Annotated in this window: 30 protein-coding genes and 1 tRNA gene; 10 read left to right on the top strand and 21 right to left on the bottom strand. The window is 58.4% G+C overall.

Annotated features, from left to right (window positions below; all coding sequences use genetic code 11):
- The first annotated feature begins 28 nt into the window (after positions 1-28).
- Positions 29-658: a uracil phosphoribosyltransferase gene (gene upp / locus FHT69_RS31295; RefSeq protein WP_012759721.1), complete on the top strand. Its 630-nt coding sequence runs from the start codon at positions 29-31 to the stop codon at positions 656-658.
- A gap of 127 nt (positions 659-785) precedes the next feature.
- The gene (locus FHT69_RS31290) at positions 786-1,355 is read left to right on the top strand and encodes a TIGR02281 family clan AA aspartic protease (protein ID WP_028756112.1); all 570 of its coding nucleotides are present in this window, start codon (positions 786-788) and stop codon (positions 1,353-1,355) included.
- Positions 1,356-1,361: 6 nt separating this feature from the next.
- Here FHT69_RS31290 and deoA read toward each other — a convergent pair whose 3' ends face one another.
- From deoA to FHT69_RS31245, 9 genes are all read right to left on the bottom strand, one after another.
- Entirely contained in the window at positions 1,362-2,669 is a 1,308-nt protein-coding gene (gene deoA, locus FHT69_RS31285) for a thymidine phosphorylase (RefSeq protein ID WP_183906426.1), read from the bottom strand.
- Between the two features lies 1 nt (position 2,670).
- Complete coding sequence (gene deoC / locus FHT69_RS31280; protein ID WP_127431392.1) at positions 2,671-3,447, bottom strand: deoxyribose-phosphate aldolase; 777 nt, start codon at positions 3,445-3,447, stop codon at positions 2,671-2,673.
- Positions 3,448-3,561: 114 nt separating this feature from the next.
- Positions 3,562-4,362, bottom strand: coding sequence for a purine-nucleoside phosphorylase (locus tag FHT69_RS31275; RefSeq protein ID WP_097544461.1), 801 nt, complete (start codon positions 4,360-4,362; stop codon positions 3,562-3,564).
- Positions 4,359-4,748 (bottom strand): cytidine deaminase, encoded by a 390-nt coding sequence (locus tag FHT69_RS31270; protein WP_028757711.1) that lies wholly within the window; start codon positions 4,746-4,748, stop codon positions 4,359-4,361. Before FHT69_RS31270 ends, FHT69_RS31275 begins: the two co-directional genes overlap by 4 nt.
- 1 nt (position 4,749) lies before the next feature.
- Positions 4,750-5,721, bottom strand: coding sequence for an ABC transporter permease (locus FHT69_RS31265; protein ID WP_048338271.1), 972 nt, complete (start codon positions 5,719-5,721; stop codon positions 4,750-4,752).
- Positions 5,722-5,731: 10 nt separating this feature from the next.
- Positions 5,732-6,835: an ABC transporter permease gene (locus tag FHT69_RS31260; protein ID WP_047617449.1), complete on the bottom strand. Its 1,104-nt coding sequence runs from the start codon at positions 6,833-6,835 to the stop codon at positions 5,732-5,734.
- Between the two features lie 7 nt (positions 6,836-6,842).
- Positions 6,843-8,354, bottom strand: a complete 1,512-nt coding sequence (locus FHT69_RS31255) for an ABC transporter ATP-binding protein (RefSeq protein ID WP_183906425.1) — start codon at positions 8,352-8,354, stop codon at positions 6,843-6,845.
- Between the two features lie 88 nt (positions 8,355-8,442).
- On the bottom strand, positions 8,443-9,435 hold the full coding sequence (locus tag FHT69_RS31250; protein ID WP_003544460.1) for a BMP family protein: 993 nt from the start codon (positions 9,433-9,435) through the stop codon (positions 8,443-8,445).
- 317 nt (positions 9,436-9,752) lie between these two features.
- The gene (locus tag FHT69_RS31245) at positions 9,753-10,070 is read right to left on the bottom strand and encodes a hypothetical protein (RefSeq protein ID WP_028759164.1); all 318 of its coding nucleotides are present in this window, start codon (positions 10,068-10,070) and stop codon (positions 9,753-9,755) included.
- A gap of 228 nt (positions 10,071-10,298) precedes the next feature.
- Between FHT69_RS31245 and FHT69_RS31240 the strand changes: the two genes are divergently transcribed.
- The 4 genes from FHT69_RS31240 (at position 10,299) to FHT69_RS31225 (ending at position 12,617) form a co-directional block, all read left to right on the top strand.
- A tRNA-Ser gene (locus FHT69_RS31240) sits at positions 10,299-10,388 on the top strand.
- Between the two features lie 214 nt (positions 10,389-10,602).
- A complete protein-coding gene (locus FHT69_RS34840) occupies positions 10,603-11,424 on the top strand; it encodes an SH3 domain-containing protein (protein WP_409527537.1) in 822 nt (273 codons plus the stop codon).
- Between the two features lie 175 nt (positions 11,425-11,599).
- Positions 11,600-12,046 (top strand): helix-turn-helix domain-containing protein, encoded by a 447-nt coding sequence (locus FHT69_RS31230; RefSeq protein ID WP_183906422.1) that lies wholly within the window; start codon positions 11,600-11,602, stop codon positions 12,044-12,046.
- Entirely contained in the window at positions 11,958-12,617 is a 660-nt protein-coding gene (locus FHT69_RS31225) for a PIN domain-containing protein (protein ID WP_183906421.1), read from the top strand. Before FHT69_RS31230 ends, FHT69_RS31225 begins: the two co-directional genes overlap by 89 nt.
- Positions 12,618-12,912: 295 nt before the next feature.
- Here the strand turns inward: FHT69_RS31225 and FHT69_RS31220 are convergent, their stop codons facing one another.
- Genes FHT69_RS31220 through FHT69_RS31210 form a run of 3 tightly spaced genes read right to left on the bottom strand, consistent with a single transcriptional unit; the run spans position 12,913 to position 14,536 of the window.
- Positions 12,913-13,281 carry a hypothetical protein gene (locus FHT69_RS31220; protein ID WP_183906448.1) on the bottom strand — a complete coding sequence of 123 codons (369 nt, stop codon included), beginning with the start codon at positions 13,279-13,281 and terminating at the stop codon, positions 12,913-12,915.
- Entirely contained in the window at positions 13,278-14,147 is an 870-nt protein-coding gene (locus tag FHT69_RS31215; protein WP_183906446.1) for a hypothetical protein, read from the bottom strand. The genes FHT69_RS31220 and FHT69_RS31215 overlap by 4 nt, the downstream gene beginning before the upstream one ends.
- A 35-nt stretch (positions 14,148-14,182) precedes the next feature.
- Positions 14,183-14,536, bottom strand: coding sequence for a hypothetical protein (locus tag FHT69_RS31210; protein WP_183906420.1), 354 nt, complete (start codon positions 14,534-14,536; stop codon positions 14,183-14,185).
- Between FHT69_RS31210 and FHT69_RS31205 the strand changes: the two genes are divergently transcribed.
- Positions 14,526-14,885, top strand: a complete 360-nt coding sequence (locus tag FHT69_RS31205) for a helix-turn-helix transcriptional regulator (RefSeq protein WP_312865648.1) — start codon at positions 14,526-14,528, stop codon at positions 14,883-14,885. The two genes, FHT69_RS31210 and FHT69_RS31205, sit on opposite strands and share 11 nt — an antisense overlap.
- Positions 14,886-15,012: 127 nt before the next feature.
- Complete coding sequence (locus FHT69_RS31200; protein WP_163926170.1) at positions 15,013-15,567, top strand: Panacea domain-containing protein; 555 nt, start codon at positions 15,013-15,015, stop codon at positions 15,565-15,567.
- Between the two features lie 451 nt (positions 15,568-16,018).
- Here the strand turns inward: FHT69_RS31200 and FHT69_RS31195 are convergent, their stop codons facing one another.
- Positions 16,019-16,930 carry a hypothetical protein gene (locus FHT69_RS31195; RefSeq protein WP_183906419.1) on the bottom strand — a complete coding sequence of 304 codons (912 nt, stop codon included), beginning with the start codon at positions 16,928-16,930 and terminating at the stop codon, positions 16,019-16,021.
- 292 nt (positions 16,931-17,222) lie between these two features.
- Here FHT69_RS31195 and FHT69_RS31190 point away from each other — a divergent pair, with 292 nt between their 5' ends.
- Positions 17,223-17,645, top strand: coding sequence for a hypothetical protein (locus FHT69_RS31190; protein ID WP_183906442.1), 423 nt, complete (start codon positions 17,223-17,225; stop codon positions 17,643-17,645).
- 1,201 nt (positions 17,646-18,846) lie between these two features.
- Positions 18,847-19,395, top strand: a complete 549-nt coding sequence (locus FHT69_RS31185; protein ID WP_183906418.1) for a hypothetical protein — start codon at positions 18,847-18,849, stop codon at positions 19,393-19,395.
- A gap of 278 nt (positions 19,396-19,673) precedes the next feature.
- Here the strand turns inward: FHT69_RS31185 and FHT69_RS31180 are convergent, their stop codons facing one another.
- The 8 genes from FHT69_RS31180 to FHT69_RS31145 form a co-directional block, all read right to left on the bottom strand.
- Positions 19,674-20,102: a hypothetical protein gene (locus FHT69_RS31180; protein ID WP_183906417.1), complete on the bottom strand. Its 429-nt coding sequence runs from the start codon at positions 20,100-20,102 to the stop codon at positions 19,674-19,676.
- Positions 20,103-20,155: 53 nt separating this feature from the next.
- Positions 20,156-20,452: a hypothetical protein gene (locus FHT69_RS31175; RefSeq protein ID WP_183906416.1), complete on the bottom strand. Its 297-nt coding sequence runs from the start codon at positions 20,450-20,452 to the stop codon at positions 20,156-20,158.
- Positions 20,442-20,723, bottom strand: coding sequence for a hypothetical protein (locus tag FHT69_RS31170; RefSeq protein ID WP_183906415.1), 282 nt, complete (start codon positions 20,721-20,723; stop codon positions 20,442-20,444). The genes FHT69_RS31175 and FHT69_RS31170 overlap by 11 nt, the downstream gene beginning before the upstream one ends.
- Entirely contained in the window at positions 20,723-21,238 is a 516-nt protein-coding gene (locus tag FHT69_RS31165; RefSeq protein WP_183906414.1) for a hypothetical protein, read from the bottom strand. Before FHT69_RS31165 ends, FHT69_RS31170 begins: the two co-directional genes overlap by 1 nt.
- A complete protein-coding gene (locus FHT69_RS31160) occupies positions 21,235-21,555 on the bottom strand; it encodes a hypothetical protein (protein ID WP_183906412.1) in 321 nt (106 codons plus the stop codon). The genes FHT69_RS31165 and FHT69_RS31160 overlap by 4 nt, the downstream gene beginning before the upstream one ends.
- Complete coding sequence (locus tag FHT69_RS31155) at positions 21,552-22,481, bottom strand: hypothetical protein (protein ID WP_183906411.1); 930 nt, start codon at positions 22,479-22,481, stop codon at positions 21,552-21,554. The genes FHT69_RS31160 and FHT69_RS31155 overlap by 4 nt, the downstream gene beginning before the upstream one ends.
- Positions 22,482-22,727: 246 nt before the next feature.
- Entirely contained in the window at positions 22,728-24,962 is a 2,235-nt protein-coding gene (locus FHT69_RS31150) for a hypothetical protein (RefSeq protein ID WP_183906410.1), read from the bottom strand.
- Position 24,963: 1 nt separating this feature from the next.
- Complete coding sequence (locus tag FHT69_RS31145; protein WP_183906408.1) at positions 24,964-25,200, bottom strand: hypothetical protein; 237 nt, start codon at positions 25,198-25,200, stop codon at positions 24,964-24,966.
- Between the last annotated feature and the right edge of the window lie 411 nt (positions 25,201-25,611).

Here is a 25,611-nt window from a genome sequence, read left to right as displayed (position 1 = left end):
GTCGATAGAAAGAATGAAAGGCTTCCCCATGGACGGCGTCACGGTCATCGATCACCCGCTGGTGCAGCACAAGCTCACCATCATGCGACGCAAGGAGACATCGACGGGGAGTTTCCGGCGGTTGTTGCGCGAAATCTCGACGCTGCTCTGTTACGAGGTGACCCGCGATCTCGAACTGACGATGGAAACGATCGAAACGCCGCTGCAGACGATGGAGTCGCCGATCCTCGAGGGCAAGAAGCTGGTCTTCGCCTCGATCCTGCGCGCCGGCAACGGACTGCTCGAAGGCATGCTCGATCTCGTGCCTTCCGCCCGCGTTTCGCATATCGGCGTTTACCGCGACCACGAGACGCTGCAGCCGGTCGAATATTACTTCAAGGCGCCGGAGGACGTGGCCGAGCGCCTGATCATCGTCGTCGACCCGATGCTTGCAACCGGCAATTCCTCGATCGCGGCAATCGACAAGCTCAAGGAGCGCGGCGCCCACAATATCCGCTTCCTCTGCCTGCTTGCCGCCCCGGAAGGCATCCGCAACTTCCGCGCCGCCCATCCCGATGTTCCGGTCTTCACCGCATCGATCGACAGTCATCTCAACGAGAAGGGCTACATCGTGCCCGGCCTCGGCGATGCCGGCGACCGCATGTACGGCACCAAATAGTTTCAGCCTTTCTTTACCAAATCGAAAGACTTTACGGCCCGGCTGGTTCATTCCGGGCCTTTTCATTATCGATATTAGCAACTTGTCAGCACTTGAGGCTTAGCAAGCTTGGAGCATGAGGCCCTGCATGAAGCCGGGTTTATACAGGAAGGATTTCTGTTTCATGCTCGTGCGTACCGTCCTTTTCGCCAGCATCGCCGCGGTGCTCGCCACACAAGTGCCTTCCTTCCTCGAAGGCTCCAGCCAGCAGCCTGCTGATGCATTGTCTGCCAATTACCTATCGACCGAGAGCGACAAGCCCGCAACATCCGCGCCGGTCTCCGGCAGCAATGCGATCCGCCTGCAGGCCGATGCGCAGGGCCACTATACCGGCAGCTTCAAGATGAACGGCAAACCGGTGCAGGGCCTGATCGATACCGGTGCGACCTATGTGGCGCTCAACGAGACGCTCGCCCGCCGATTGGGCTTCACCGCCAGCCAGCTCGATTTCCGCTATGGGGTGAACACTGCGAACGGCCAGACGAAAGCCGCGCATGTGACGCTCGACCGGATCGAAATCGGCGGTATTCGTGTGCGCGATGTCGAAGCCTTCGTCCTCAAGGACGATGCGCTGACGACGACGCTGGTCGGCATGAGCTTCCTGCAGAAGCTCGCCTCCTATTCCGTCGCCGACGGTTCGCTCAGCCTCAAGCAGTAAATCGCATCAGATCAGGCCGGCAATCACCGGCGTCAACTCCGGTCTGTCCTCGGTGATGCGGTAGTGCGCGGCAAGTGCTGCAGCTGCCCTCTCCGCCGCGGCTTCGTCGGCGGCATGAACGAGAGCGATCGGTTCGCCGGCGGTCACGCGGGTTCCGAGCGGCAGGAGGTCGGAGAAGCCGACGCGATGATCGATCCGGTCAGCCGGATGGCGTCTACCACCGCCGAGATCGATGACACTGACACCGATACCACGCGCATCGCAGGCAGCAAGCCAGCCGGACCGGGCGGCCGGGACAGGTTTTTCCACAGGCGCTTTGGCCAAGTACCGGTCGGGGTTTTCGATGAGATCGGCCGGGCCGCCAAGCATGGACACCATGCGCGCGAAGACCTCGGCCGCCTTGCCCGATGACAGGGACTGACGCGCCATCCTCTCGGCTTCATCAGACGAAGCGGCAATGCCGGATTTCACCAGCATTTCGCCGGCGAAGGCAAGAACGACGGTCGCAAGTCGTGTGTCGCTTTTTCGGCCCGCCAGGAAATCCAGGCAGTTGCGCATTTCGACCGTATTGCCGGCACTATCGGCAAGCGGCTGGTTCATATCGGTGATCAGGGCCGAGGTTTTCACGCCTGCGCCATTGGCCACCTCCACCAGCGAATGCGCCAGGATCTCCGCCTGGTCGCGCTCGACCATGAAGGCGCCGTTGCCCACCTTGACGTCGAGCACCAGCGTCTCGAGCCCGGCCGCAAGTTTCTTCGAGAGGATCGAGGCGGTGATGAGGGGAATGGAATCGACGGTGGCAGTCACGTCGCGCACGGCATAGAGCCTGCCGTCGGCCGGCGCCAAGGCGCCGGTCTGGCCTATGATGGCGCATCCCGCCTCCTTCACGACCTTGTGGAACAGGTCCGCATCGGGGGTGATCATATAGCCGGGAATGGATTCGAGCTTATCCAGCGTGCCGCCGGTATGGCCGAGGCCACGCCCGGAGATCATCGGAACAGCCAGGCCGCAGGCGGCGGCGATCGGCGCCAGCATCAGCGAAACATTGTCGCCGACGCCGCCGGTCGAATGTTTGTCGGCGATCGGGCGATCGATATCGGCCCATTGCAGCCTGTCGCCGGAGTCGGCCATCGCCAGCGTCAAAGCCACGGTTTCGGCCCGCGACATGCCCTTGAACCAGACGGCCATGGCGAATGCGCCGACCTGGCCTTCCGACAGTCGGCCGGCGGCGAGCGCCGCGATGAAGGCGCTGATATCGGCGGCGTCGAGTTCGTCGCCATTGCGCTTACGCCGGATGATTTCCTGCGGAATCATTTCAATAGCTCGACGCCGCAACAGAGGCCGACGGGATTCCGCTCAGAACCGCCAGGATATCGTCGAGCAGATCGGAAGCGCCGAAGCGGAATGTCGACTGCATCGCCCAATCCGGTGTCATGATGGTTTCGGCAAGGCTCAGATAGAGTGCGGCATCGGCCACCGAGCCGATGCCGCCGGCCGGCTTGAAGCCGACCTTGCGGCCGCTTTCGCGAATAGTGCGGATCATGATGTCGGCGGCTTCGAGCGTCGCGTTGACGGCAACCTTGCCGGTGGATGTCTTGATGAAATCGGCGCCGGCTTCGATGGCGAGTTCGGAGGCGCGGCGGATCAATGCCGCATCCTTCAGCTCGCCGGTCTCGATGATGACCTTCAGCAGAACGGGGTTGGCGCATTCGGCGCGCACGGCCTTGACCATGTCGGTCACCGCCTTCTCGTTGCCGGCGAGCAGCTTGCGGTAGGGAATGACCAGATCGATCTCATCGGCGCCATCGGCAATCGCCTCGCGTGCTTCGGCGGCGACATCGGCCACTTCCATATCGCCGAAGGGGAGGTTGACGGCGGTCGCGATACGCACGGCATGCCCGGTGCCGAGGATATTGCGGGCCTGGGCGACAAACCGCGGCCAGATACAGATTGCAGCGCTGTTGCCGTAGGGCGTCTGCGCGCGGGCGCAGAGCGCGTCGATCTGCGCCTCGGTGCAATCATCCTTCAAATTGGTGAGATCGAGGAGAGAAAGGGCGACCGCCGCCGTTTCCCGGTTGGAATGGCTATTCATCTTCGCTTCCTCTCGAGCATGATGCCGAAAAGTGTGAGCGGTTTTCTCATGACATCATGCTCTAACTCTATAATGTAGAACAGGATTCAGATTTTAGGCCGACCCGGCCTAAAATCATCCTGTTCCAGCCGCAATCATGTCTTTCAGTATGGCGGCGAGACGGGCGCCGCCAACGGGCGCCATGTCCTTGGTTTCCTCATGGCTGAGCTCATTGCCGGTCATGCCTGCCCCATAGTTGGTGATGACGGAGGCGGCGGCAACCCTCAGGCCCAGCATTCTTGCGATGATCACCTCGGGCACCGTCGACATGCCGACGGCATCGGCACCGAGGATGCGCGCCATGCGGATTTCGGCCGGCGTTTCGAAGCTGGGACCGGAGAACCACATGTAGACACCCTGCGCCAGGTCGATTTTAAGCTTTGCCGCCGCCCTTTGCATCGCCGCGGCAAGGCCGGCATCATAGGCATTGGTCATGCCGACGAAACGCTGATCGCTTTCCTCACCGATCAGCGGGTTCATGCCGGAATAGTTGATATGGTCGGTGATCTGCATCACCGAACCGGGCGGCAGGTCGTCACGCAACGATCCGGCCGAATTGGTCAGGATCAGCACTTCGACGCCGAGCGCCTTCAGCACCTCGATCGGCACGCGCATGGCGTTGGCATCGCCCTTCTCGTAATAATGTACGCGGCCGGAGAGCATGACGACAGGCACACCGCCGAGGCGGCCGGCGACGACTTCGCCTGCGTGGCCGGAGACGGCGCTGACGGGAAAGCCCGGCAGGTCACGATAGGGAACACGCACGGCGCCGTCGAGCTCACCGACGAGAGAGCCGAGACCGGAGCCGAGCACGATGCCGTGGCGCGGCTTGATCCCACCAAGCAATGCGGCGAGCAGGCTGACCGTCGCCTTCATCCGAGTTCGGTCTCGAAGCTGAAGGGAAGAAGCTCTTCCATCGTCATCGTCTTCTTCACGCCCGCCTCATCGCAGAGGTAGATCCTCGTCTCCTTCGAGGCAAATTCCGAGATCTTCTGGCGGCAGCCGCCACAGGGCGGGCAGAGCGGCAGTTTTTCGGCTATGACCGCCATTTCGACGATCTTCTTCGCGCCGCCCATGATCATGGCGCCGATCGCCGTCGGCTCGGCGCACCATCCTTGCGGAAAGGAGAGGTTTTCGATGTTGGCGCCGGTATAGACCTTGCCGTCCTCGGCGCGGATCGCCGCACCGACCGGGAATTTCGAATAGGGCGCATGGGCAAAGGCCATGGCGCCGCGGGCGGCTTCGAACAGATCGTGAGACATATCAACGCTCCTTCGTATAGGGCACGCCACCTGCCTTCGGCGGGGTCGCGACGCCGATAAAGCCGGCAAGCAGGACGCAGGTCAGGACATAGGGCAGCGCCTGGAAGACCTGAACCGGCACCTCCCCGATCAGCGGCACCTGCTTTCCCTGCATGAAATTTGCCAGCGCATCGAGGAAGCCGAAAAGCAGGCAGGCAAACATGACCGGCACCGGCTTCCACTTGGCGAAGACCAGAGCAGCGAGCGCAATGTAGCCCTTGCCGGCCGACATGTCCTTGATGAAGGCGGCGGACTGGGCGATTGCCAGATAGGTGCCGGCAAAGCCGCAGAGAATGCCGGCACACATGACGGCGCGGTACCGCAGCCAGGCGACCGAGATACCAGCCGTATCGACCGCACCCGGGTTTTCGCCGACGGCGCGGAGCCTGAGGCCGAAACGCGTGCGGTAAAGCACCCACCAGGAGAAGGGCACGGCAAGAAAGGCGAGGTAGGTGAGGATATTGTTGCCCGAAATGACATTGGCATAGATCGGACCGATGATCGGTATGTCGCGCGCGGCATCGGCGCCCGGCAGGATGATCGGCGCGAAGCGTGAATCCGGCGACAGCTGCGGCGTGCGGCCGCCCTGGCCGAACCAGGCCTGGCCGAGCACGATGGTGATGCCGGCGATGAAGAAGTTGATCGCGACACCGGAGACGATCTGGTTGCCGCGGTTGGTGATCGAGGCAAAGCCATGCACCAGGCTCAGCGCCACCGAGCAGATAACGCCGGCGCCAAGCCCAAGCCAGGCCGAATCGGTGAGATAGGCAACGCAGGCGGCGGCAAAGGCCGAGCCCAACATCTTGCCCTCGAGGCCGATATCGAAGATACCGGCGCGCTCCGAAAACAGACCGGCAAGAGCGGTGAAGATCAGTGGGATCGACAGGCGGATGGTCGAGCTCAGGACGCTGATGAAGATGTCGTAATAATCCATCGCCCGCTCCTTAACCGCGCTTGAACTGTTGGTAGAGACGCACCATCGCCGGCCGGAACATATATTCCAGCGCGCCGGCGAAAAGGATCACCAGACCCTGGATGACGAGGATCATCTCGCGGGTGATATTCGGCATTTCGAAGGAGATCCAGTCACCGCCCTGGTAGAGGATGCCGAAGAGAATCGCTGCCATGATGATGCCGAGCGGATGGTTGCGGCCCATCAGCGAGACCGCAATGCCGACGAAGCCGGCACCGCCGACGAATTCCACCTGCAGGCGGGCCGACGAGCCCATGACGGGGTTCAACGCCATCATGCCGGCGAGCGCGCCGGACAGCAGCATGGCGATGATGACCGTGCGGGCATAGGGGATACCCGCATAGGCCGCAGCCGTCGGGCTGACGCCCAGCGTGCGCATCTCGAAACCGAGCTTGGTGCGCCAGACGAGCAGCCAGACGAGATAGCTGACGACGAGCGCAATGATGAAGGAGACATTGAACGGGGCAGCCCCCAGCTTGGCGCCGAACAGCTGCATGACCCAGCCGAGCTTCGGCAACTGGCCGCCGTCGAGGAAGGTCCGGGTTTCCGGCGCCATTTTGCCCGGCACGATCAGCACATGCACCAGGAGGTACACCATCAGTGCGGCGCCGATATAGTTGAACATGATCGTCGTGATGACGATGTGGCTGCCGCGTTTTGCCTGCAGGAAGGCCGGAATGAAGGCCCAGGCTGCGCCGAACAGGCCGGCGCCGACGACCGCGATCGGCATCGTCACATACCACGGCACGTAACGATCGAGCGAAAGCGCCACCAGCGCGCAGCCGAGGCCACCGATATAGGCCTGGCCTTCGGAACCGATGTTGAAAAGGCCGGCGTGGATCGCCACCGCGACGGAGAGGCCGGTGAAGATGAAGCTGGTCGCATAATACAGCGTGAAGCCGATGCCTTCGCCATTGCCGAGCGCGCCCTGGATCAGCAGCGACAGCGCATCGAGCGGGCTCTCGCCGATCAGCCAGACGACGAAGCCGGAGATCAGGAAGGCGACGATAAGGTTCAAAAGCGGGATGAGGCCGTAGTTGATCCAGTTTGGTAGCGGAACGGAAGCTGTGCTCATAAAGGCCTCACGCGGCAATGCCGGCCATCATCAGGCCGAGGGTCTGTTCACCGGCATCGGGCGTCTTCTCGCCGACGACATGGCCGGCAAACATGACAAGGATACGGTCCGAAAGGGCGCGGATTTCATCAAGTTCGACGGAGACGAGCAGGATCGCCTTGCCCGCGTCGCGCATTTCGATGATCCGGCGGTGGATGAATTCGATGGCGCCGATATCGACGCCGCGGGTCGGCTGGCCGATGATCAGCATCTTCGGATCGCGTTCGATCTCACGGGCAACAACGATCTTCTGCTGGTTGCCGCCGGAGAAATTCGCCGTCTTCAGACGCGGGTTCGGCGGGCGGATGTCGTATTTCTCGATCTTCTCCATCGCATCCTTGCGGATCGCTTCGAGATCGAGCAGCGGACCTTTGCTGTAGCCCGGGCGGCGATGGTAGCCGAGTACGGAATTTTCGTACTCCTCGAATTTCAGCACCAGGCCCATATGGTGGCGGTCCTCGGGGATATGAGCGAGGCCGAGATCGCGCAGGCGGGCGGGATCGGCCTTGTCGATCGTCTTGCCGTCGTGAAGAATTTCGCCGGAGGTCGGCTTGCGGATGCCGGCAATCGCCTCCAGCAGTTCGGACTGGCCATTGCCGGCGACACCGGCGATGCCGACGATTTCGCCGGCGCGCACATCGAAGGAGACGTTGTCGACCATGGTGACGCCGCGATTGTCCTTGACCGTCAGGTTGCGGACGGACAGGACGGCGGCTCCCGGGTTCGCCTCGCCCTTCTGCACGCGCAGCAGCACGCGGCGGCCGACCATCAGCTCGGCGAGTTCCTCCACCGTCGTCTCCGCCGTCTTGCGGGTGGCGACCATTTCGCCGCGGCGCATGACCGAGACCGTGTCGGTGATCGCCATGATCTCGCGCAGCTTGTGGGTGATGAGGATGATCGTCTTGCCCTGGTCGCGCAGCACTTTGAGGATGCGGAAAAGATGATCGGCTTCCGCCGGCGTCAGCACGCCGGTGGGCTCGTCGAGGATCAGGATCTCGGCGCCGCGATACATGGCTTTCAGGATTTCGACACGCTGCTGCAGGCCGACCGGAAGCTCTTCGATCAGCGCATCGGGATCGACCTCCAGGCCATATTCCGTTTCCAGCCGCTTGAGCTCGGCCCGGGCCGACGCGACGCCTCTGGCCAGCAGCATGCCGCCTTCGGCGCCGAGCATGATGTTTTCGAGCACCGTAAAATTATCGACCAGCATGAAATGCTGGTGCACCATGCCGATGCCGGTGGCGATCGCCGCCTGGCTGTCGCGGATGGTGACGGGATTGCCGTTGACGCGGATCTCGCCGCTGTCGGCATGGTAGAAACCGTAGATGATCGACATCAGGGTCGATTTGCCGGCGCCGTTTTCGCCGATAATGCCGTGGATCGTCCCCTTGGCAACGGTGAGGTTGATGTCCTTGTTGGCGTGGACGGCACCGAACTTCTTGTCGATGCCGACAAGCTCGATAGCGGGCTTATCTGTCACTGCAGGCTCCAAATAAGAAAAGGGCGTATGGCGAAAATCCCCTCCGCCATACGCCCGATCTCAATCGTCGATCACATTCGGGCGCGGATCACTTCGGGCAAGCGTTGTCCGAGGTGTAATCGTGAACCTTGACGGTTCCCGCGATGATGTCGGCCTTGGCCTTGTCGACGGCAGCCTGCATTTCCGGCGTGATCAGCGACTTGTTATGCTCGTCGATCGCAGCGCCGACACCGTCTTCCTTGACGCCGAGCGCCTGAACGCCGCCGGTGAACTTGTCGTTCTTGGTGTCGTTGTAGGCATTGTAGACGGCGAGGTCGACACGCTTGACCATCGAGGTCAGGACCGAGCCCGGATGCAGGTAGTTCTGGTTGGAGTCGACGCCGATCGACAGCTTCTTGTTGTCGGCCGCAGTCTGCAGAACGCCGAGACCGGTGGCACCGGCTGCCGCATAGACGACGTCAGCGCCCTGGTCGATCTGGTTCTTGGTGAGTTCGCCGCCGCGGACCGGGTCGTTCCAGGCAGCGCCCGTCGTGCCGGTCATGTTCTGGAAGACTTCGATATCGGCCTTGACGGAGCGTGCGCCCTGCTCGTAGCCGCATTCGAACTTGCGGATCAGCGGAATATCCATGCCGCCGACGAAGCCGACCTTGCCTGACTTCGACGCCATGCCGGCGAGAACGCCGACGAGGTAGGAGCCTTCTTCTTCCTTGTAGACAACCGAGCGGACGTTCGGCTTGTCGACGACGGAGTCAACGATGATGAACTTGGTGTCCGGGAATTCGGCTGCAACCTTCTCGATGGCCGACGTCCAGGCGAAGGAAACGGCAACCACCGGATTGAAGCCGCGGCTTGCGAAGTTGCGGATGGCCTGCTCGCCCTGGGTGTCGCCCGTCGGCTCGAAATCGCGATAGGCAATGCCGGTCTCGGCCTTGAACTTCTCGGCACCGTTGTAGGCCGCCTCGTTGAAGGACTTATCGAACTTCCCGCCGGTGCCGTAAACCAGCGCCGGCTTGACATCGGCGGCAAGCGCCGTCGTCGACATGGCAGCCACGGCAAAGAGAGTGAGAAGGGATTTTTTCATTGTGCAGCCCTGTTGTTGCTATTCGTTAGGGGTCCTCCCGCAAGCCCTTTCCGGGCATGTCTGCGGAACCACCGACCTCCCCCCGGAGGCCTGGCTGCGCGCATCCTTGCATGGCTCACGGAAAAATTCACCAGAAATTTTTCAGCTGGTAAAGATTTGCAACAATTGCCGAAAATCCGCTCTTCGGGGCTGATTTTTGGACATTCTTTCCGTCAGGATGCAGATTTTCTAGCCAATCCGGTGACAAATATCGAGGCTGTAGAGGGCCGATGCCCATGCGGATTTCTCGCCGGATGGTGCGGGCGAAACCGCCTTTTCTATGCGGTGAAGCGACCGGCGATGGGCGGCTTCTTGTAGCCGATCATCCACAGAAGCAGTGCGATTACCAGGAAAACGGCAAAGGCCGGCTGGAGCATCAGCCACTGGAAGATGAAGGTATAGAAACGCGGGTGGACGTAATAGGAAAGGGCCGCTTGCAGCGAGGTCAGTGTGGTCGGGCTCACATCCTCCCAGGCATCGGAGATCGGCGTCATCACCACGGAGGAGGCCGCAACCGATTGGATCGAATCGATGGTCCCGGCAATAACGGCCGCCGCAAGCGCGACAAGACTCGCCAGACGCAACAGGAAACGCATCAATTCCTCCGACGCTCGATATGCCGGACAATTCCGGCCGGCCGCGCCATTCTCCACCTCGGAGAATTACATAGTCATCGATGAGGTGAAGCACAATGGACGGGCCGCGGCGAGTTTTATCGAAAGAAGTCAAAAAACTGTTAGATTTCGGTTGATCGGCGAAAATTCATCGGTATATATCGCGCCGTTCCGACGATTTGCTCCTATCCGGGCGCGAACGCCAAAAAAGGACAGGTGGCCGAGTGGTTTAAGGCGCACGCCTGGAACGCGTGTGTACGTGAAAGCGTACCGTGGGTTCGAATCCCACCCTGTCCGCCATATATTATCCCTAACTCTTTGTTTTATCATCGCAATTATGCACGGGTTCCGTCCCACCCCCACATCCTTCCCCATTTAGTGTTGTGGTCGTCTGTGAAAAATGCCGTACGTGGGCGGACTTGCTGTTTGAAAAACCCATATTGCGTGCGCGCGAATTTCGAGTCACCGTTCAACCCAAAGGTAGGGTGATGCCCGTTGGGTGGGGAACAAGACCATGCCGCGACGCCGCGGTTCTTCCAAGACTCCTAAATTTGGCGGGGCCGTAGTCTGGCTAGTGCTCGTTGCTGGTGTGTTGGGATCGCTTTTCAGCGAGAAAGCGACGCAGCCGACTTCGGCACCACCAATTGACCAATCGCCTCCATTAGCCGGCGGCGTTGCTCAGCCCAGAGATCTAAGGTCGACGAGCTTGGAAGAGAAAGCTGACCTGCCGTCTGCTACATCAGCAAGCTCTCTACTTCCTCAAAAAGACCGAACAGGCAAAGTGTCCGACGCCACGCTCGCAAAAATAAAGGAGCCGGCAAAAGTTGAAAAGGCGGCGCGCGCTAAGCCAACATCCGCTGGCCAAGACACTGAGGTTTCGCGGTTCATCAAAGGACGGAGAGTTGCTTTACGAGATGGCCCAGGGAAACAGTTTGGCATTCTGGATCGGTACGATGCGCGGCGTGAAGTCACTTTGCTCGGCTCAGACGGTGAATGGTCTCAGATCAAGGATAAGCTTACACAACGCGAGGGTTGGGTATTCACGAACTTCCTGAGCGAACAGGAACCAGCGCAACAATCCGCCCCAGAGGATAGTCAGCCTAAAATGCCAACCATTTCAAATCCGCAGATCTCGGACGCGACGATAGTTCAACGCATTATTGCTCAATCCCTCTCCCTGTATCCTGGATCTTGCCCATGCCCTTATAATACCGATCGAGCAGGCAGGAGTTGCGGCAAGCGAAGCGCATATAATCGAGGAGGTGGATACGCACCACTCTGTTTCGCTGGTGACGTTTCGCGCGATATGATTACTGCTTTTCGGTCCAGACACTAAAAAGCTTTTGAACATTCATATCGCGCCAGAGGTCAGCGCGATACCGGTTCGTCCGCTGGAACCTAATGCATCATAAAAAGTTTACATATTGCGGATATTGCAGTTGTTGCGGATATTGCGGATAGTGATTCGCACTGCTATATCCTCATAAAAATTATAAAGAAGGATGTCACCAATGTCGCAACTGCTAGAACGCCCAATCCTGCCATCGGCGGACGATACTGAATTGGCCGCTGAGGCCAGTCGCTACATATCTCGTGCGAAGCACGAGGGTGCGGAACTCCGAGTTCAAGTGGACGGCGGGGAGCTTCTAAAGCTTCCTAAGGCTGTCAGCGAATTGCTGTATCATCTCCTGACCGAAATGGCTCAGGGTAATGCTGTAACTTTGATTCCCGTACATGCGGAACTGACAACTCAGGAGGCGGCGGATCATCTCAATGTGTCGCGACCTTACTTGATTAAGCTGTTGGAAGAGGGGAAAATTCCCTTCCATATGGTCGGTAGCCATCGCCGCATTAAATTCAGCGACCTCGATGGATTCCGCCGAAAGGCTGAGGACGAAAGAAAGCGGCTCATGGACGAACTGGCCAGCCAAGCCCAGGATCTGGGGATGGGCTATTAAGAAGTCTAGCTACACAGTGGTCCTGGACGCCTGCGTCCTGTACCCCGCACCGCTGCGAGATTTCCTTATGGAACTCGCAGCGGCAGGGCTTTTTCGTGCCAAGTGGTCAGAGCAGATCCACGATGAATGGATCCGCAACGTCCTTAAAAACCGACAGGATCTAACGGAAGCGCAACTCGGTCGTACTAAAGACCTCATGAACGCCGCCGTGCCAGACAGCATAGTAGAAGGCTATCAGGATCTTGTGCCAGCGCTCGCGCTCCCGGATGCCGACGACCGACATGTTCTCGCGGCGGCAATAGTCTCGTCGAGTGATGCCATCGTTACGTTCAATCTCACCGATTTTCCTAAGAAAATTGTTTCTCAATACGACATCGAGGTTTTGCACCCCGATGATTTTATATTCTACCAATTTGGTCTGAACAACGCGGGCGTGATAATCGCTGCGCAACGTTGTCGAGCCCGGCTAAAAAATCCACCAAAGTCTGCGGCGGAATATTTGGAAACACTGGAGAGGCAAGGCCTTCCTAAAACAGTCGCCGAGCTGAGGGAGTATCTCTTTGCTATCTAGTGCGACTGGATTCCCTTTGCGTACCGGCCGCCCTGGCCGCTGTCCATAAAAAGATCTGTTTCGTGCTCCTTGCCTCGCTACCTCAGCGCTGACCACCCCACAGAGGTCGGACTTCAGTCCGATTGTCGACGGCAACCTCTCTCCTAAATTCCGTATCGCTGAGACTGTAGAACTCAGCGTGAAAAGGGTGTCTGCCCCTGATCCGGAGCACCCTTTTCAACCTTTTAAGTCCGCCCTTGCCCCTCGGCACCGGATCGTTCGCGGGCGGCGAACCTCCCCCAATTGATCATAGGGTCTAGGCAATCTGTCGGAGCGCCATCCTTGCGATGGTGTTACCGGATCCATCGAATCTGAGTGGCCCATCGTCATAATCGAAGTGGGTGATTTGCGCAGCTTCCTCTGGTATGTGGACGCGCAAGCCATCGGGGTTTGACCATCCCATCGTCGGTTCGTCGTCGCCGCAGTCTTCATCATCCGCCGTATCCATTTCCAGATCGTCAAAGCGCTCGTTGCCGAAGCATTGGGCTGTGCTGGCGATCGAAGGTTCAAAGTCTCCATTGTCTTCCAGGTCTGGATCCCCGTCGAGGAGATCCAGAAGCGCAATCAGCTGCTCCACGTAAGCTTCAATGGTTTCGCGGCGCAGCTCCTGAACCACCTTGCTCATGCTAAGGCCCTCCCGGCGACTTCTGCCACGGACTCGATGAACCGGGCGATCTGTCCAAGCGGGCTTTCGTCAAACTTCGCGATTTTTGTAAGCGCGCCTGCCGTGACGGTGAGAGCATCCGCCTTCATTGCCAGGCCAGCTACAGTGCAGGCCTGGCATTTAGAGACCTCATCGGCAGCCTTCCGAAGCAGAATGTCAGCCTCCCTTACCCGCAGACGAGCAGCATCAGCCCCGGACACTCCCCGAAGACGGGTAGTCTCAGCTTCGTACCGGTCGGCCAACTGGATGCGAAACTCGCACTCCCTGATGGACTTGATTCTATAGGCGCGATTTCGCGCGAGAGCCTTTTCAGTTCGGCCCGTTGGCGTGGAGCGGGTCCACCTTTTTAGGAGTTCCCTCTCTTCGTCGGCCGTTCGAATGACGAAGCACGTCTTCCGGTTCTCCCGGCGGAATTTTGCCGCCAGCCTTTTTGTTAGGCCACTTGTATCCCTGACTAGATAGCGGCCGATGATGTCACGCTCGGCTGGCATGGTATATCGACCGTCCTGCGCGTTCGCCCCAAGAAGCAGCTCCTCGGGTGCCAAAGGCCACTGATGCCGCCATTCATCGGCCAACCACTGCAACGCGTCCTGCACTTCTTCCAACTGGGCGCAGGCGTCATTGAACTTTTGGTATGCAGCGATCAGTTCGGGGTTCTCTGCCTGATCGCCGGAAATGCCGGGCGCTTGGCCTACAGCGGCGCCGAGTGCATCCGGCGCGATGGTAACCGCAGCGGCCGCCGAGGCGGCGCCCAAACCAAGCAAGAGCTTGCGGCGAGACATGGACGGCAATTCAATGGCCATAGCTTCGCCGGCCGATTGGTTCATCGGTTTCACTCTGATCTCCTCAATGTTGGGTCTGATTACTGCAGTGTCGTCATGCGAAGCGCTTGGATCTCGGCCTGGATGGCGCGACGATCAGTGAAGGTTGTCATTTTCCACGGCCGGGCATCTATCCGCATCAGTTCTCGCGCCAGATCCTCGACCCGGTCGGCCGCCCGCTGCTCAATTGTTTTGCGCGCCTCGGCAGCTTCAAACTTTGCGGTCATCCATGCGGACTTGAGGCAGCGGGAAAATGATTTATGGCGGGCCTCAACAGTAGCCGGACGGGCGTTTGCCCAATCCCTTCGGTAGAGGCGCCAGGCCGTGCTCATGATCGCGGCGCGGTCGAATTTGGGCATGCCTTCGGCGCTGGCCGGAACAACGGTGTTCGACATCGTAGACATTTCCCTATGGCGCTTAACGTTAACAACAACGATAATCGTTACACATTGCGAAGTCAAACGATTTTCGTTATGGTGGCTGAAAATTGTTATGGAGCCGCTCTTGATAACCCCGTCCCAATGCCGCGCTGCCAGAGGCCTCGTGAGTATGTCCCAAGACGAACTGGCGGTGGCCGCCAAAGTAGGAAATTCGACCGTCCGCAATTTTGAAGCGGGCCGATCGGTTCCTGTCCAAAATAACCTAGAAGCAATCGCCAGAGCCCTTGAGGCGGCAGGCGTGGTATTCATTCCCGAGAACGGTGGCGGCGCTGGCGTGCGGCTGGCTAAGACCAAAGGAGCGTGATGGACGCGCACCCATCGTGTCGGAGAGCTACCTAGTGGGCGAAAGCACGCGAAGACGATCGGGGAACTTGCGGTCTAGCTCATTAAGTCCATGTTTTTAAGACAGAAAACTAAGTAATTGAATCTTAGTGGAAATCACCTATATTCGCGCCATGACGATCCAGTTTAAATTTGCTGCAGGAAAAGCGTATGCGGCCATTCATTGGATGGTATCGCGGCATCCCGGTATTGATTTGCACGCTGCTCTAAAAGCTTTCTACTTCGCCGACAAATCTCATTTGAATGAGCAGCGCAGACCGATTTTTGGCGCGAACTATAAGGCGATGAAATTCGGGCCGGTTCCCCTCGAAATTTATGAGATGATGAAGGGTGAAGCTCTTTGGAAAGCTGAATTAGGCAGGGAAGAGTTTCCGTGGGAACTGGCTGGCTACCACCTGCGCTCAATGACTAACTCCGAGCCTGATATGGATAGCTTTTCGGAAAGCGACGTAGAGCATCTAGAGCGAGGCCTCTCGCAATCTTTGGAGATGAGCTTTACAGAGCGCACAGCAGCAACGCATGGTCCTGACTGGCAGCACGCCAATCTCGGCCGGATGCGTTACGAAGACATGCTCGACGACGGACCACACAAAGGTGAGATTGTCGCTTATCTGGAAGCAAACGCCCGGTATATGCGCCTTTGATGAGACCACTGGAGGTAACCTGGATCGCGGACAGCGAGATAGAGCCACCTGGCCCTAAGATGGTAGTTTGTGTTGAGCCGTATCTTGGCTTTTATTTCAGGATTAACTCACACGACAATTGGCATCCATGTGTTCCGATCGCCAAGGAGCCTGACCATACGTTCCTTCGGTGGGACAGCTTTATTGAGTGCACCATACTCGATCTCGATGACTACGTAATCCAGCAGGCTCTTAAGAAAAGCGGGGTTATCGGCAGAGTTTCCTTGGCCCTTCGTGATCAACTACTCCAAAACCTTGGTGCGGGCTCGCGACATGACCGAAATGCCATTAGAGCCGTACTCGAAGGGCTGAAGTAACCGGCAAGGCGGCTGCGAACAATCTTGGCGCCCTTCAGGGTGCATCCTGCTGACTTGGCGCAGCTGGTAGGCTTGTACCAGCTGGCCAGTTCATATCAGGCCACCACCCACCGTGTAGGTCCGTCGAAAATCCCCGCGGTCTCGCGTAGCTTGGCGAGGTTGGTGCACAATACGCGCTGAAGACCCACCACCCGGTCAAGTTCGGCGTTACGGCTTCCATCGCCACGCGTATAGTCCATTTCGCGCAGGATATCTAAGGTAGCCTCCGCGAGTTCGACGAGATTAATCAGCTCGTAAAAAAGCTCGCTGAAATCCTGCCCCTCTTCAGTGCCTCGGATGTCAGGAGTCGCGTTCAGGGTCTTTGTTGAAGGATGGTAGTCGAGGTGGCCGAACAACACCGTTGGCGTCCCAGAGGCTTCGGGCGCGATGTAGGCGAATTGCTCCTCTCCGGTGGATTTTAGCGCTTCAGCCAATTCGAGGCCCAGCCGGCGGCATTTTTTCCAAGGTTGCTCAGGCTCATCACTGTTCGAGTGAAGAAGGTAGGCAGCGCCCATCGCGTACTTGTTGATCGTATTCAGGAAGCTGATCTTGTGGCCACGGCTGGCGCCATTCTTCTCCATGTCGATCACGATTGGACCGAGGAGCGCCCCATTGCCGTTGTTGTGGTATTTCCCGATGAAGGTGAGGAATTCTTCCGCTAAACGCCCGCCAATCTCGCATTCGTCGGCGTAGGATGAAGCCGCCGGAACATTGGCCCAATAGTTGTAGCCCCCTTCACTCTGGCGCCTCTCGACAAACGAAAGTGTGTCCAAGGGTGGGCTGGCAATCCTCCCGACTACATCGGCCTCTGCGTCTTCGGGTGCGGCCTCATCGGGCGTTGCACGGGCGGATGTTGCTTCGGTCAAGGCGAGCGCTGCCTGAACGTCACCGCTGCGCAGTAAGGACGCGAGCTGCGCCAGCACGTGGGTCGAAGCTGCATCTTCTTTCGCGTGTGCATTTGCTGTCAATTTTTCATCTCCTGGAGTGGTTCGAGCAGGTCGCGTTTATGAAGCCACTCTGGTAGCGAACAGCGATCGGGATTCCGAAGCCCGCCTCTTCGAAGGGTTTCGTGATGCCTAAGATCCACAAGAGGGTGATCAGCAATGGCGCAAACAGTGGAAAACGGCTTATCTGATGGCCAACGCGGCGTATTTGAGGCGTGCACCCTAAAGCTGCGTTAACGATACATTAACATGCAATTTGACGTGGTGAAGAATTCTGCGATGCTTCCCTCGGGCAACTGAGGGGTTATCCGTGAAAATGTACATTATGGCTCGGCGCTTGGGCGCCGTGGCGATTTCGCTCGTGCTTGCTAGCTGCACGACAACGCAAGCAGACTTTTACAAGAAGCCGGAGGCCGTCAGCAAAGCGGCGTTGTGCCGTGCTCTGGTGGAGACACAAGATCCGGCCTTCTACCAGGGCCTGTTGGGGGAGGTAGCCCGACGAGGAATCGCTCCGCAGGAGTGCTACCAGATGGTCCACCAACAAAATCAGGCGGCTGTAGCGCTCGCGGCTATTGCTCTCGTCGGTACAGCAGTTGCGGTCTGCGCCAACAACAACTGTGGCGGCGGCTATGCGCCTTCTCGTCGCTACCCAGGGAACTGCTATTCCTACTATGACCGGGCCGCCGATGGCAGCCAGTGTGGCAATCGCAGCGCGATGTCGCGTCCAGGAGGCTGGTGAATGCGAATCGGGCGGCTTTTTCTGATCCTCGGACTGTCTCTCGCGAGCTGCGATGACAAGCCACCCCACTACCTAGTGCTCTGCGATGCGCGCGATGCAAACGGCTGGTCGCTGATCAATACCGAAAAGTCCAACGGGTATATCATGGCCTGTACATACCAATCACAGGATCTGAGCCGCACCTACACCCGGCGGTGCAACAGCAGTGGCTGCGATGTTCAGTGATCGGCATCAACCGCGGCCCGAAATGAGAGCTTATCGTGCGCGATGGCACTTACACCAATGCCGGATGATCCAGAGTGAGTTGAGGACGACAAATGAAGCCGGTCTACACCGCGGTTTTCGCGCTAGCCTGCCTATCATCCCCCGCCGCGTCTCGAACCGGCATCAGTATAGAGGGGACCTTGAATTGCGCTCAGTGGGCGGAAGCGAGAAAGATGAGAAGCTCGAACGTCTACGAGGCGTACTTGCTAGGCCTATTAAACGGGATGTCTGTTGGCTCCCGGACTGAATTCTGGTTTGCAAAGGGCGCCGAACTGAAGCGCGAGCAAGTGTTTTATTGGATGGACGTCTATTGTCAGGTGCATCCTCTCGCTGACGTTTTCACTGGCTCTGTCGCCTTGATGAATGAAAACACGGACAATGAATATTATCGAAGAGTGAGCGCTCAGCCGGAATGAGCGGCATCAGAAACACAGTGACGAACGCTCTAAGAGTGGTAGGCGGAATATGGAGGACGTCCTGTGAGACGACTTTTATCGGCTGTATTCGTGGTCCTGGCATGGTCCTCATCGAATGGAATGGCCCAGCAAAGCTTTTCTTGTCCGATCGGAAGGGAGCCGGCATGTTTGGAATATGGCGCTAAGGTCTGCTCCAGCCTTGGCAAGTGCGTCGACGAAAGCGCCTCATGCTTCCGCTCCAGCACTTGCGACTACAATGGCTTCATGTGTGTTTCAGATCATGACGATTACGTAAAAAAGGCTAAGGCTATGGCGTCTGCGTATGATTACTTCAAGAACTGTGTTGCACGGTCGTCGGACATGGACGGCGTGCAATCGTGTATTCGATCTGACAACCTTCGCCTTCCGTAGCAAGGAATATTCCATATCGCTTTCTCTCTATTGTTAAGACTCGACAAATCCGGTAGGTGCGCGCAGTATTTGTGGAGGTGCAACAATGCAACCCTCGTCGGGAGGCGTACATGGGTTACTATTTATCTTCATTGGCGGAACTTCCGCGAGATGATGACGTGAAGATTTATATCTTCGTATTAACTGATGGAGTGCGGTCGGACCTACACGACGCCCTGCAGAGAAATTTTCTAGCTATTGCCAAAGGCATTGGAACTGAAGCGGTTATTGCCACTGGTTTTGACGAGCACCTATGGACCGAGGATCTTATGAAGAGGTATTTGGGCGACGCCTCCATTGCGCAGTTTTATCGGTATCTGCCCGGCGTTCTGATTACCGATTCACACCCCGACGAAATCACTGAGCAAAGCCTAAAGATAGTTGTTCCACTCGAAGTTGCGCAGAAGAAGTTTGGAAGCGTCGACGCTTTCTTCAGCGCCTTGATAGCCTTTGCGAAGGGGAGAAACCAAGAGTTCCTGGGCACAATAACAAGTGACCAATCCGCGATGCTGAATATCATCGCACATCTCAACGATATCGTTGATCTCAAACCGAACTTTGCGGGCTTGGGGATAAATTTGAATGCCGCGGTGAATAAATGGCTTAATCGAGCAGCTTAGATTGTGGTTGTTCCCAATGTTGCAAGTTAGACAGAATTGTTCGGCCAAGGCGCTGGGCAAAGGCCGTTAGCTGCTCGATCGCCAGGTGCCGGCAATATCCCACCAACCTATCCTCGCCCTGCTTGTCTTCGCCGAGCCGAAGTTACTTTGTTCGGCGAACCAGTTGGGTGGTCGGTTTCGCAATTCCCCTATTCGGGCCTATTTTAGGCTATTCCGTTTCGCAATCCCCTCAAATTATCAATGGCTTGTTGATCTAACTTGTCCCATGATCACGGTCACTATCGCGTGATGCGCCCTTCGAGCGCTTCGATACGCTCCAGCAGATCCGTAGTTTCAACCGCCTTGCGTTGCGCCTCAATAATCGCGACGACACTCTGTGCCTCAGACGGTGATATCTCTCCTTCGGCTACCGCCTTCAAGACGCCGGCAATCGCGCCTGGCATATCCTTGGCCGTGTCGATCGTCGGAAGCTGGAACTGGACCGTTCGAGGTGTAGGCGCCGGCCGAGGATGGATGAATGCGGCCGCCTTCTCGGCAGCCCAGTCCCGGCGCTTTTGGTCGGTGCTCTCGTCCATCATCACCTCCAGCAAGTATTCGAGGGGGGATTTTCCGGATCCGAGGACGTTAGCAGCCATTTCGACCGAACGCTGGTTGAGCGTTCCTGGCTTCCGGCCTGCGCCTGGTCGAGCTCCGCCTACTTTCGACATTTCCTGGTATTTCCTGATTGTTTTCTAAAGGTGTCTCGTTCGCAGTTGCTCGATCACTTGCTGCGAGTCTTCCCGTTGACGGCCGCTAGAAGGGCGGAGACATGCTCCCTCGCAATTGCGGCAATTGCCGGGTCTGTACTCGCTTCCCGATGGGGTGATGCGCCGATGAGGCGGATGATGAGGATATCCTTGCTCTCAGGGCTCGTATCCAAGCCCATCTCCGCAGCCTGCCTATAGGCGTCCTGCTCCTCGCCCTCGTTGACGACGAGACGAACGACCTTCGGGTATTCCTTCTTGGGGCCAGCGATCAGCTCCAGTTTGTTCAGGCGGGGGACAAGGTTACTGGGCATGGTGGCTCCTCGTGCTGGCTACATTGCGAAATGATGCGATCAGACTCTGAATATCCATCTTCGTCATCCCTTCCGGCAAAGGTTCATCTGCGCTCACAGCACGGGCCAGTGCTTCCACATAATCAGCCATTTTCACACCCGCTTCGGCCTCGATCCTCACGGCAATCGCCGCAAGCCGTGCGTCCAATTCCTGGTCGGTCAGGTGCTCATAAGGTCTGGCGGGATTGCGACCTTCCAGCTTCACAATACGGTCGAGGATATTTCGTGCCATTACTGTCTCCGCTTAGGTCCGATCTGGAACGCGTAGTGGTGGTTCCGGCCGTCGTAGGACTTGTTAACCCAGCCAAGCCAGATCTTAAGGTAGTAGCCGCCGAATAGAGGCTGGTCGCGCTTGAAGCAGAAGAAGCGAACTCCCCTCGCCGTATCCATGACGTACCACTCATTTTTAGGGGTATCGCTGATGACCTGGCGGACGATGACGCTGCCATCCGCCGGCATGCCGAGGAGTTCGGATTGCCAGCCGTGGGAAGGGTTTCGGCAGGTCCAGCACACCCTTTGCCACCAGAGCCGCCAACCGCTCAGGTCAGCCTTGTAGCCTATGATGCCCTGCGCAATGCCTCCGTCGAGATCGGCGTCGAGTGTGGAAAACCACTGAAGCACCCCCGGGAGCGTCGGACCCGTCACCAGCGATATCGCGGCCAGCAGCGGCGACAGCAGGTAGGCCAGGGCCACGAAGAAAAGATTGGCGGGGAGATAGACGAGATAGAGAGCGACAGGCTTGATCACAGATGATCCGCCGCTTCGAAGAAGGAGTCGATCTGCTCTTCCGTGAACCCCATGGCAGCGAATCCGGCCGCCATCATCGGTTCCGTCCGAACGAAGGAGCCGGAATATTCATAGGCGATCTGCACAGCCTTCGACTGTGTGGCAATCCAGGCATCGACGGCATCAAGAAGGCCGGCCGCCAAAAGCTGAAGCTTGAACTGACGAGCGGAAACGCTTGTGACCGGCTGAGGCTCGTTCAAACCAGCCACGCTGGCTTCAAACGCAGCGATTTCCTCTTCGGTCATTTCGTATTCAACGCCATCGACGGTCTTTTTCATCCGCGCAATCCTTCCAAGAGAACCAAGCCGCTCGTAAAATTCCCGGACGAAACAAGAAGCTGCAAAGCATTTCTGGCAGTCGTCCCGCTATGCCCTCCATAGATAAAATCTATTCGAGGGTTTGTGTTTGAGTATTCCGAGATAGCCTTGTAGGAAGCGCCCGCGTTTTTGTTGAAATTTGAAATGTCTATGGTCGAAAGGAACCCGGTGTTTGCATCGGACCCGGTACTTGAAACGATCATAGCAGTCGAAGCAGCGCCGGCCGCTCCTGTAACGGTTGCCCCAGTTTGGACAAGAGACGCGGACGAATAGGTAGATGTCGAAATGTAGGACGAGCCATTATCGGTGCTCACCCTCAAAAGGACGTTTCCAGATCCGGGGGATGGGATATACCCTAGGGTCAGCCTGAGATGACGATATACATCCAGATTGGTCCAGGATACGGAAGTCTGGCCGGCAAGCGTTACTTGGGAACCAACAGGTTCCCATGATAGCGGCTGCGTCCGCAAGCTCGTGAAGAAATTGGACCCGTTGCAAATGACTTCGGCCGTCGACCCATTCTTGACGATAAGGGTCGTTGCGCCGTTGATGGTCTCCGAGGCGTTCGGATCAATCGTCACATCCCCGCCATCGGCAATGATGGTTGCGTGCCAGTCGGTGGCGAGCGTGGCGGCTGCCGTAAGGCTTGCCGTTGCGGCCGCGGTGAACCTGAAAACGCCGTTGTTGTCGTCGGCAACCAATGTATAGTTGCCGCTCTTTGCCGTATAGACGACCTTGCCGTCGATATCTCGGCGAAGCTGCGCCATGAGGGTTCGCAAAGCATCGTCGAAGTTTTTGACTGCATTCGACCCGAGGATGCCGATCCCATCAATGTCGGTGTTGTTCGCGGCCGTTTGCGACCAAGAGAGAAAATTGGTCTTTGCCATTTCAGGCTACTCCCGAGATAGAGGGGCCGGCTTCCAATATCGCGCACGGCGTGTATGGTGAGTTCATGAGGTCACGCCGCATCACCGCCGAATTTGCCATGTCAGCCCTAGCCGTCGCTATCGGCGGTCTGTGGGCGAGGGGACGCATCGTTCCAGAGGCAACCGTGGACTTCGCGATGTTCTGCGGATTTGTCGTCCTGCTCGCTTGGCTGATATGGCCGTCGTCGAAGGGCGAGAACGAATAAGTCATCGTGCATTCTCCGCAGTTGCCATACTGCCGCCGATGGCCAAGGCGCGGGAGAGAAAGGCTTGAACCGCTTGTCTCTTCTGCTCCGCGTTCGCCTGCATCTGCTCGATGCGTTGGATGTTTGAAAGCACGCTCCGCGCTGCCCCTGGCTCACTCGCCATGAGCTGCTTTGCGACACTGTTCGCCACTTCCGGTGTGAAACCGCCGAGCATCTTCAGGCGTGAGCCTACCCACTGCAGCGTTGCGTTTATCGGCCGACCCGTAGCGACGCCTTTGGCGAATTCGAGTCCATCCTGGAGGGCTCCAGCTTCAGCCATATCCGCGGCCTGCCTGACGGTTGTGGAGTTGCCTTTGACGGCCTGATAGGTCGCGCGCTTCCGGGCCTCGGCGAAGATAGTCTTCCGAAACTCGGCAAACTTCTCTGGCGTCTCGAATAGGGCTTGTAGGTTCCGGACCTGTTGCGGTTTCGAGAAGATCCGCAAGACAGCGTTGTTGGTAGCGCCAGTCGCGTCTATCTGCGCGCGCAGCGTCTCGGCAGCTCCGACTCGTGCTGATGCCTTCTGGGCGTCCGTCATGCCCGCTACGGTGCGCTTGAACGCTTCCGGAGAGGCTTTGAACACATCCCTACCAGCTTCCAGCGCGTCGTCGAGCTGGGCCTGGCCAGCGAAGGCCTGACGGGCAGCTTTGTAATCGGGGTTGAGCCGATCGACCTCGCCGAGCATCTTGTTCTTCAGGACCGCGAGGATGCGGCCTTCGTTCGTCACCTTTTTGGTGATCGAATCCGTCTGACCGTCGATCATGTCATCCATGGCGCGCTTTATGTAGTCCCAGCCACGTGTGTCAGGCACACGCTTGACCGCTGCGCTTCCGTTGTCTGCGACATTGACGAAGAGCTGCTGGAACGGCACCTGTTCGTTTGCGGCAAGCTGCTCGGCATGCCGAAGTGCCTGCTTGCCTGCTGGGGTGTTCAAGATGCCTTCCAGCGTTTCCGAGAAGTGGACAGGATTGGCGTAGGCTTTGCGATAGAGGGGCGCGGCGATCTGCTTCGCGGCTTCTGCAATGCTGTCCTTGGCGGCAATGTAGCCGTCCGGATCTGCGAACGTCTGGGCAATGGCGCTCTTGAGACGCTCGCCCTGGCCGAACTGGCGCATGGTAAGACGAGCGCCCACGGCATTGCGCGCGGGGCCGGGAATGTTCGTGGCGGTGCGCAATAGGCCCTGGACGGACTCGCCACCGACGTCGGCAAGATTAGTGCCGGGATTGTTGCGGAGTTTCGTGGCAGCCTGTTCGGGCGTCATGGTCGCTGACAGGCGCTCACCGATTTTCCGGGAGGCGTAAGCTTCCGGATTGATCCTCGCGCCAATGGCGTCGGCGAGGGGCTTGATGGCCGCTCTACCGGCTCCAGCGACAACCGGGATGGCTCCCCCGAATGCGCCTCCGACCAGAGCACCAGTGCCGATATCACCGTCATTGCCCGCAGCGGAAAGAGCGCCGTAGCCTGCACCCTCAGCCGCGCCCAGGCCTGCGCGAGCCGCGATGCCTTTGGCTCCCGTCATGGCGCCCGTACCGAAGCGGCCGGCGAGCGTTACTCCCCGGCCAGCCAGGGCCATGGGGGTCAGCAGCGCACCACCCAGCTCTGCCGCCGTCCCTGCATTGCCAGCGCGGTCGCGCGAGGCTTGTGTGCCAGCGCGATTGGCAGCGAGTTCGTCCTCATAGCTCTTTCCGGTCAGCATTGACCGAGCGTAGGCCGCAGCCTTATCGCCGAAGCCGAAGGTGACCGCATCTCCCATAATATTGCCGACATCCTGGGCTGCAATGATCGGCTTGGCCCACGCCGGAAGATTGGCGAACCTGGCCTTGGCTTCGGTTTCTCGCTGGGCATCGATCGCCTTTGCGGGGTTTTGCGTCAATGCAGAAAACTCGGATCGAAGGTCCTGAGATGCCTTTCCTTCTGGAACCGCACCCTGTTTCCCGATACTCAGATGACGGCGGATCGCGCCTTCCATGACATCGTTCGGAGTACCTTCTGGGAATTCCGCAATCGATCCATCCGGCAATTCAACCCGTATGGGGTTTTCGAAGCCCGCTGTGGCGCCAGTTCCTTTGGTTGGTTGTGGCGTTACGCCAATCTGTGCGGCAATCTCGTCAACCGTGCGGTTCTGCTCTTCCGGCGAAAGTTGAAGGAAGGAATCATCCACCTTCACGCGCTTGCCCTGGATATTGAGTGTCGGCATGTCAGGCACCCCGCGCGATGTCGAGGTCACCGGGGCAGAATATCCCCGAGAAGCGCCGGCCGGATGCTGTGAGCTTTTCGGCCGCAGCCTGAAGGCAATATTCGTTCGGCGTCATTCCAGCGCGGTTTGCGGCGTCGAAGAGGCTTTCGCGAAAACTGGTCATCACCATCGCGCCGCGAAGCATGATGAAGCCCTTCGTCTCACGCGAGGCGGAATTCCGTGATGCATCGCTGATCATGAGAATCTCCACTGAATTTCAATGCAGATTCCCACAGCTGCGGAGAGAGTGGGATTGGAAATAGTCGGCAATGTTCGGCAGCAGTGGGCCGAGTTGCATCAACTGACAATGGATGTGACAGCGGTGGGCCGCACAGAGTATCGAAGTGCATGGCTGTTCTAATACACACCTCCGCACGGCCCAATGCTATTACGATCGGCGGCATCTTTTGTTCCCGAAGGCGGTGACGGAGCGGTGCAATCTCCCGCCGGCAGGGGAGCGGGCCGCTCAGTGGAAAACTGAACGACCCGCGATGCAGGATTTGGATCGAGCGGCCATAGCAGTGACCCAATCGTACGCACGGCCTAGCGCCTTGTTCTGCAAAGCGCTGGTCCAAGTCCCTTGCGGGAAGTCGGTGGCGAAGTGGCTCCT

The organism is Rhizobium sp. BK008 (assembly GCF_014197345.1).
Classification (GTDB): Bacteria; Pseudomonadota; Alphaproteobacteria; order Rhizobiales; family Rhizobiaceae; genus Rhizobium; species Rhizobium anhuiense.
The sequence above is the reverse complement of the archived record's forward strand: the minus strand, read 5'-3'. Positions and strand labels throughout refer to the sequence as shown.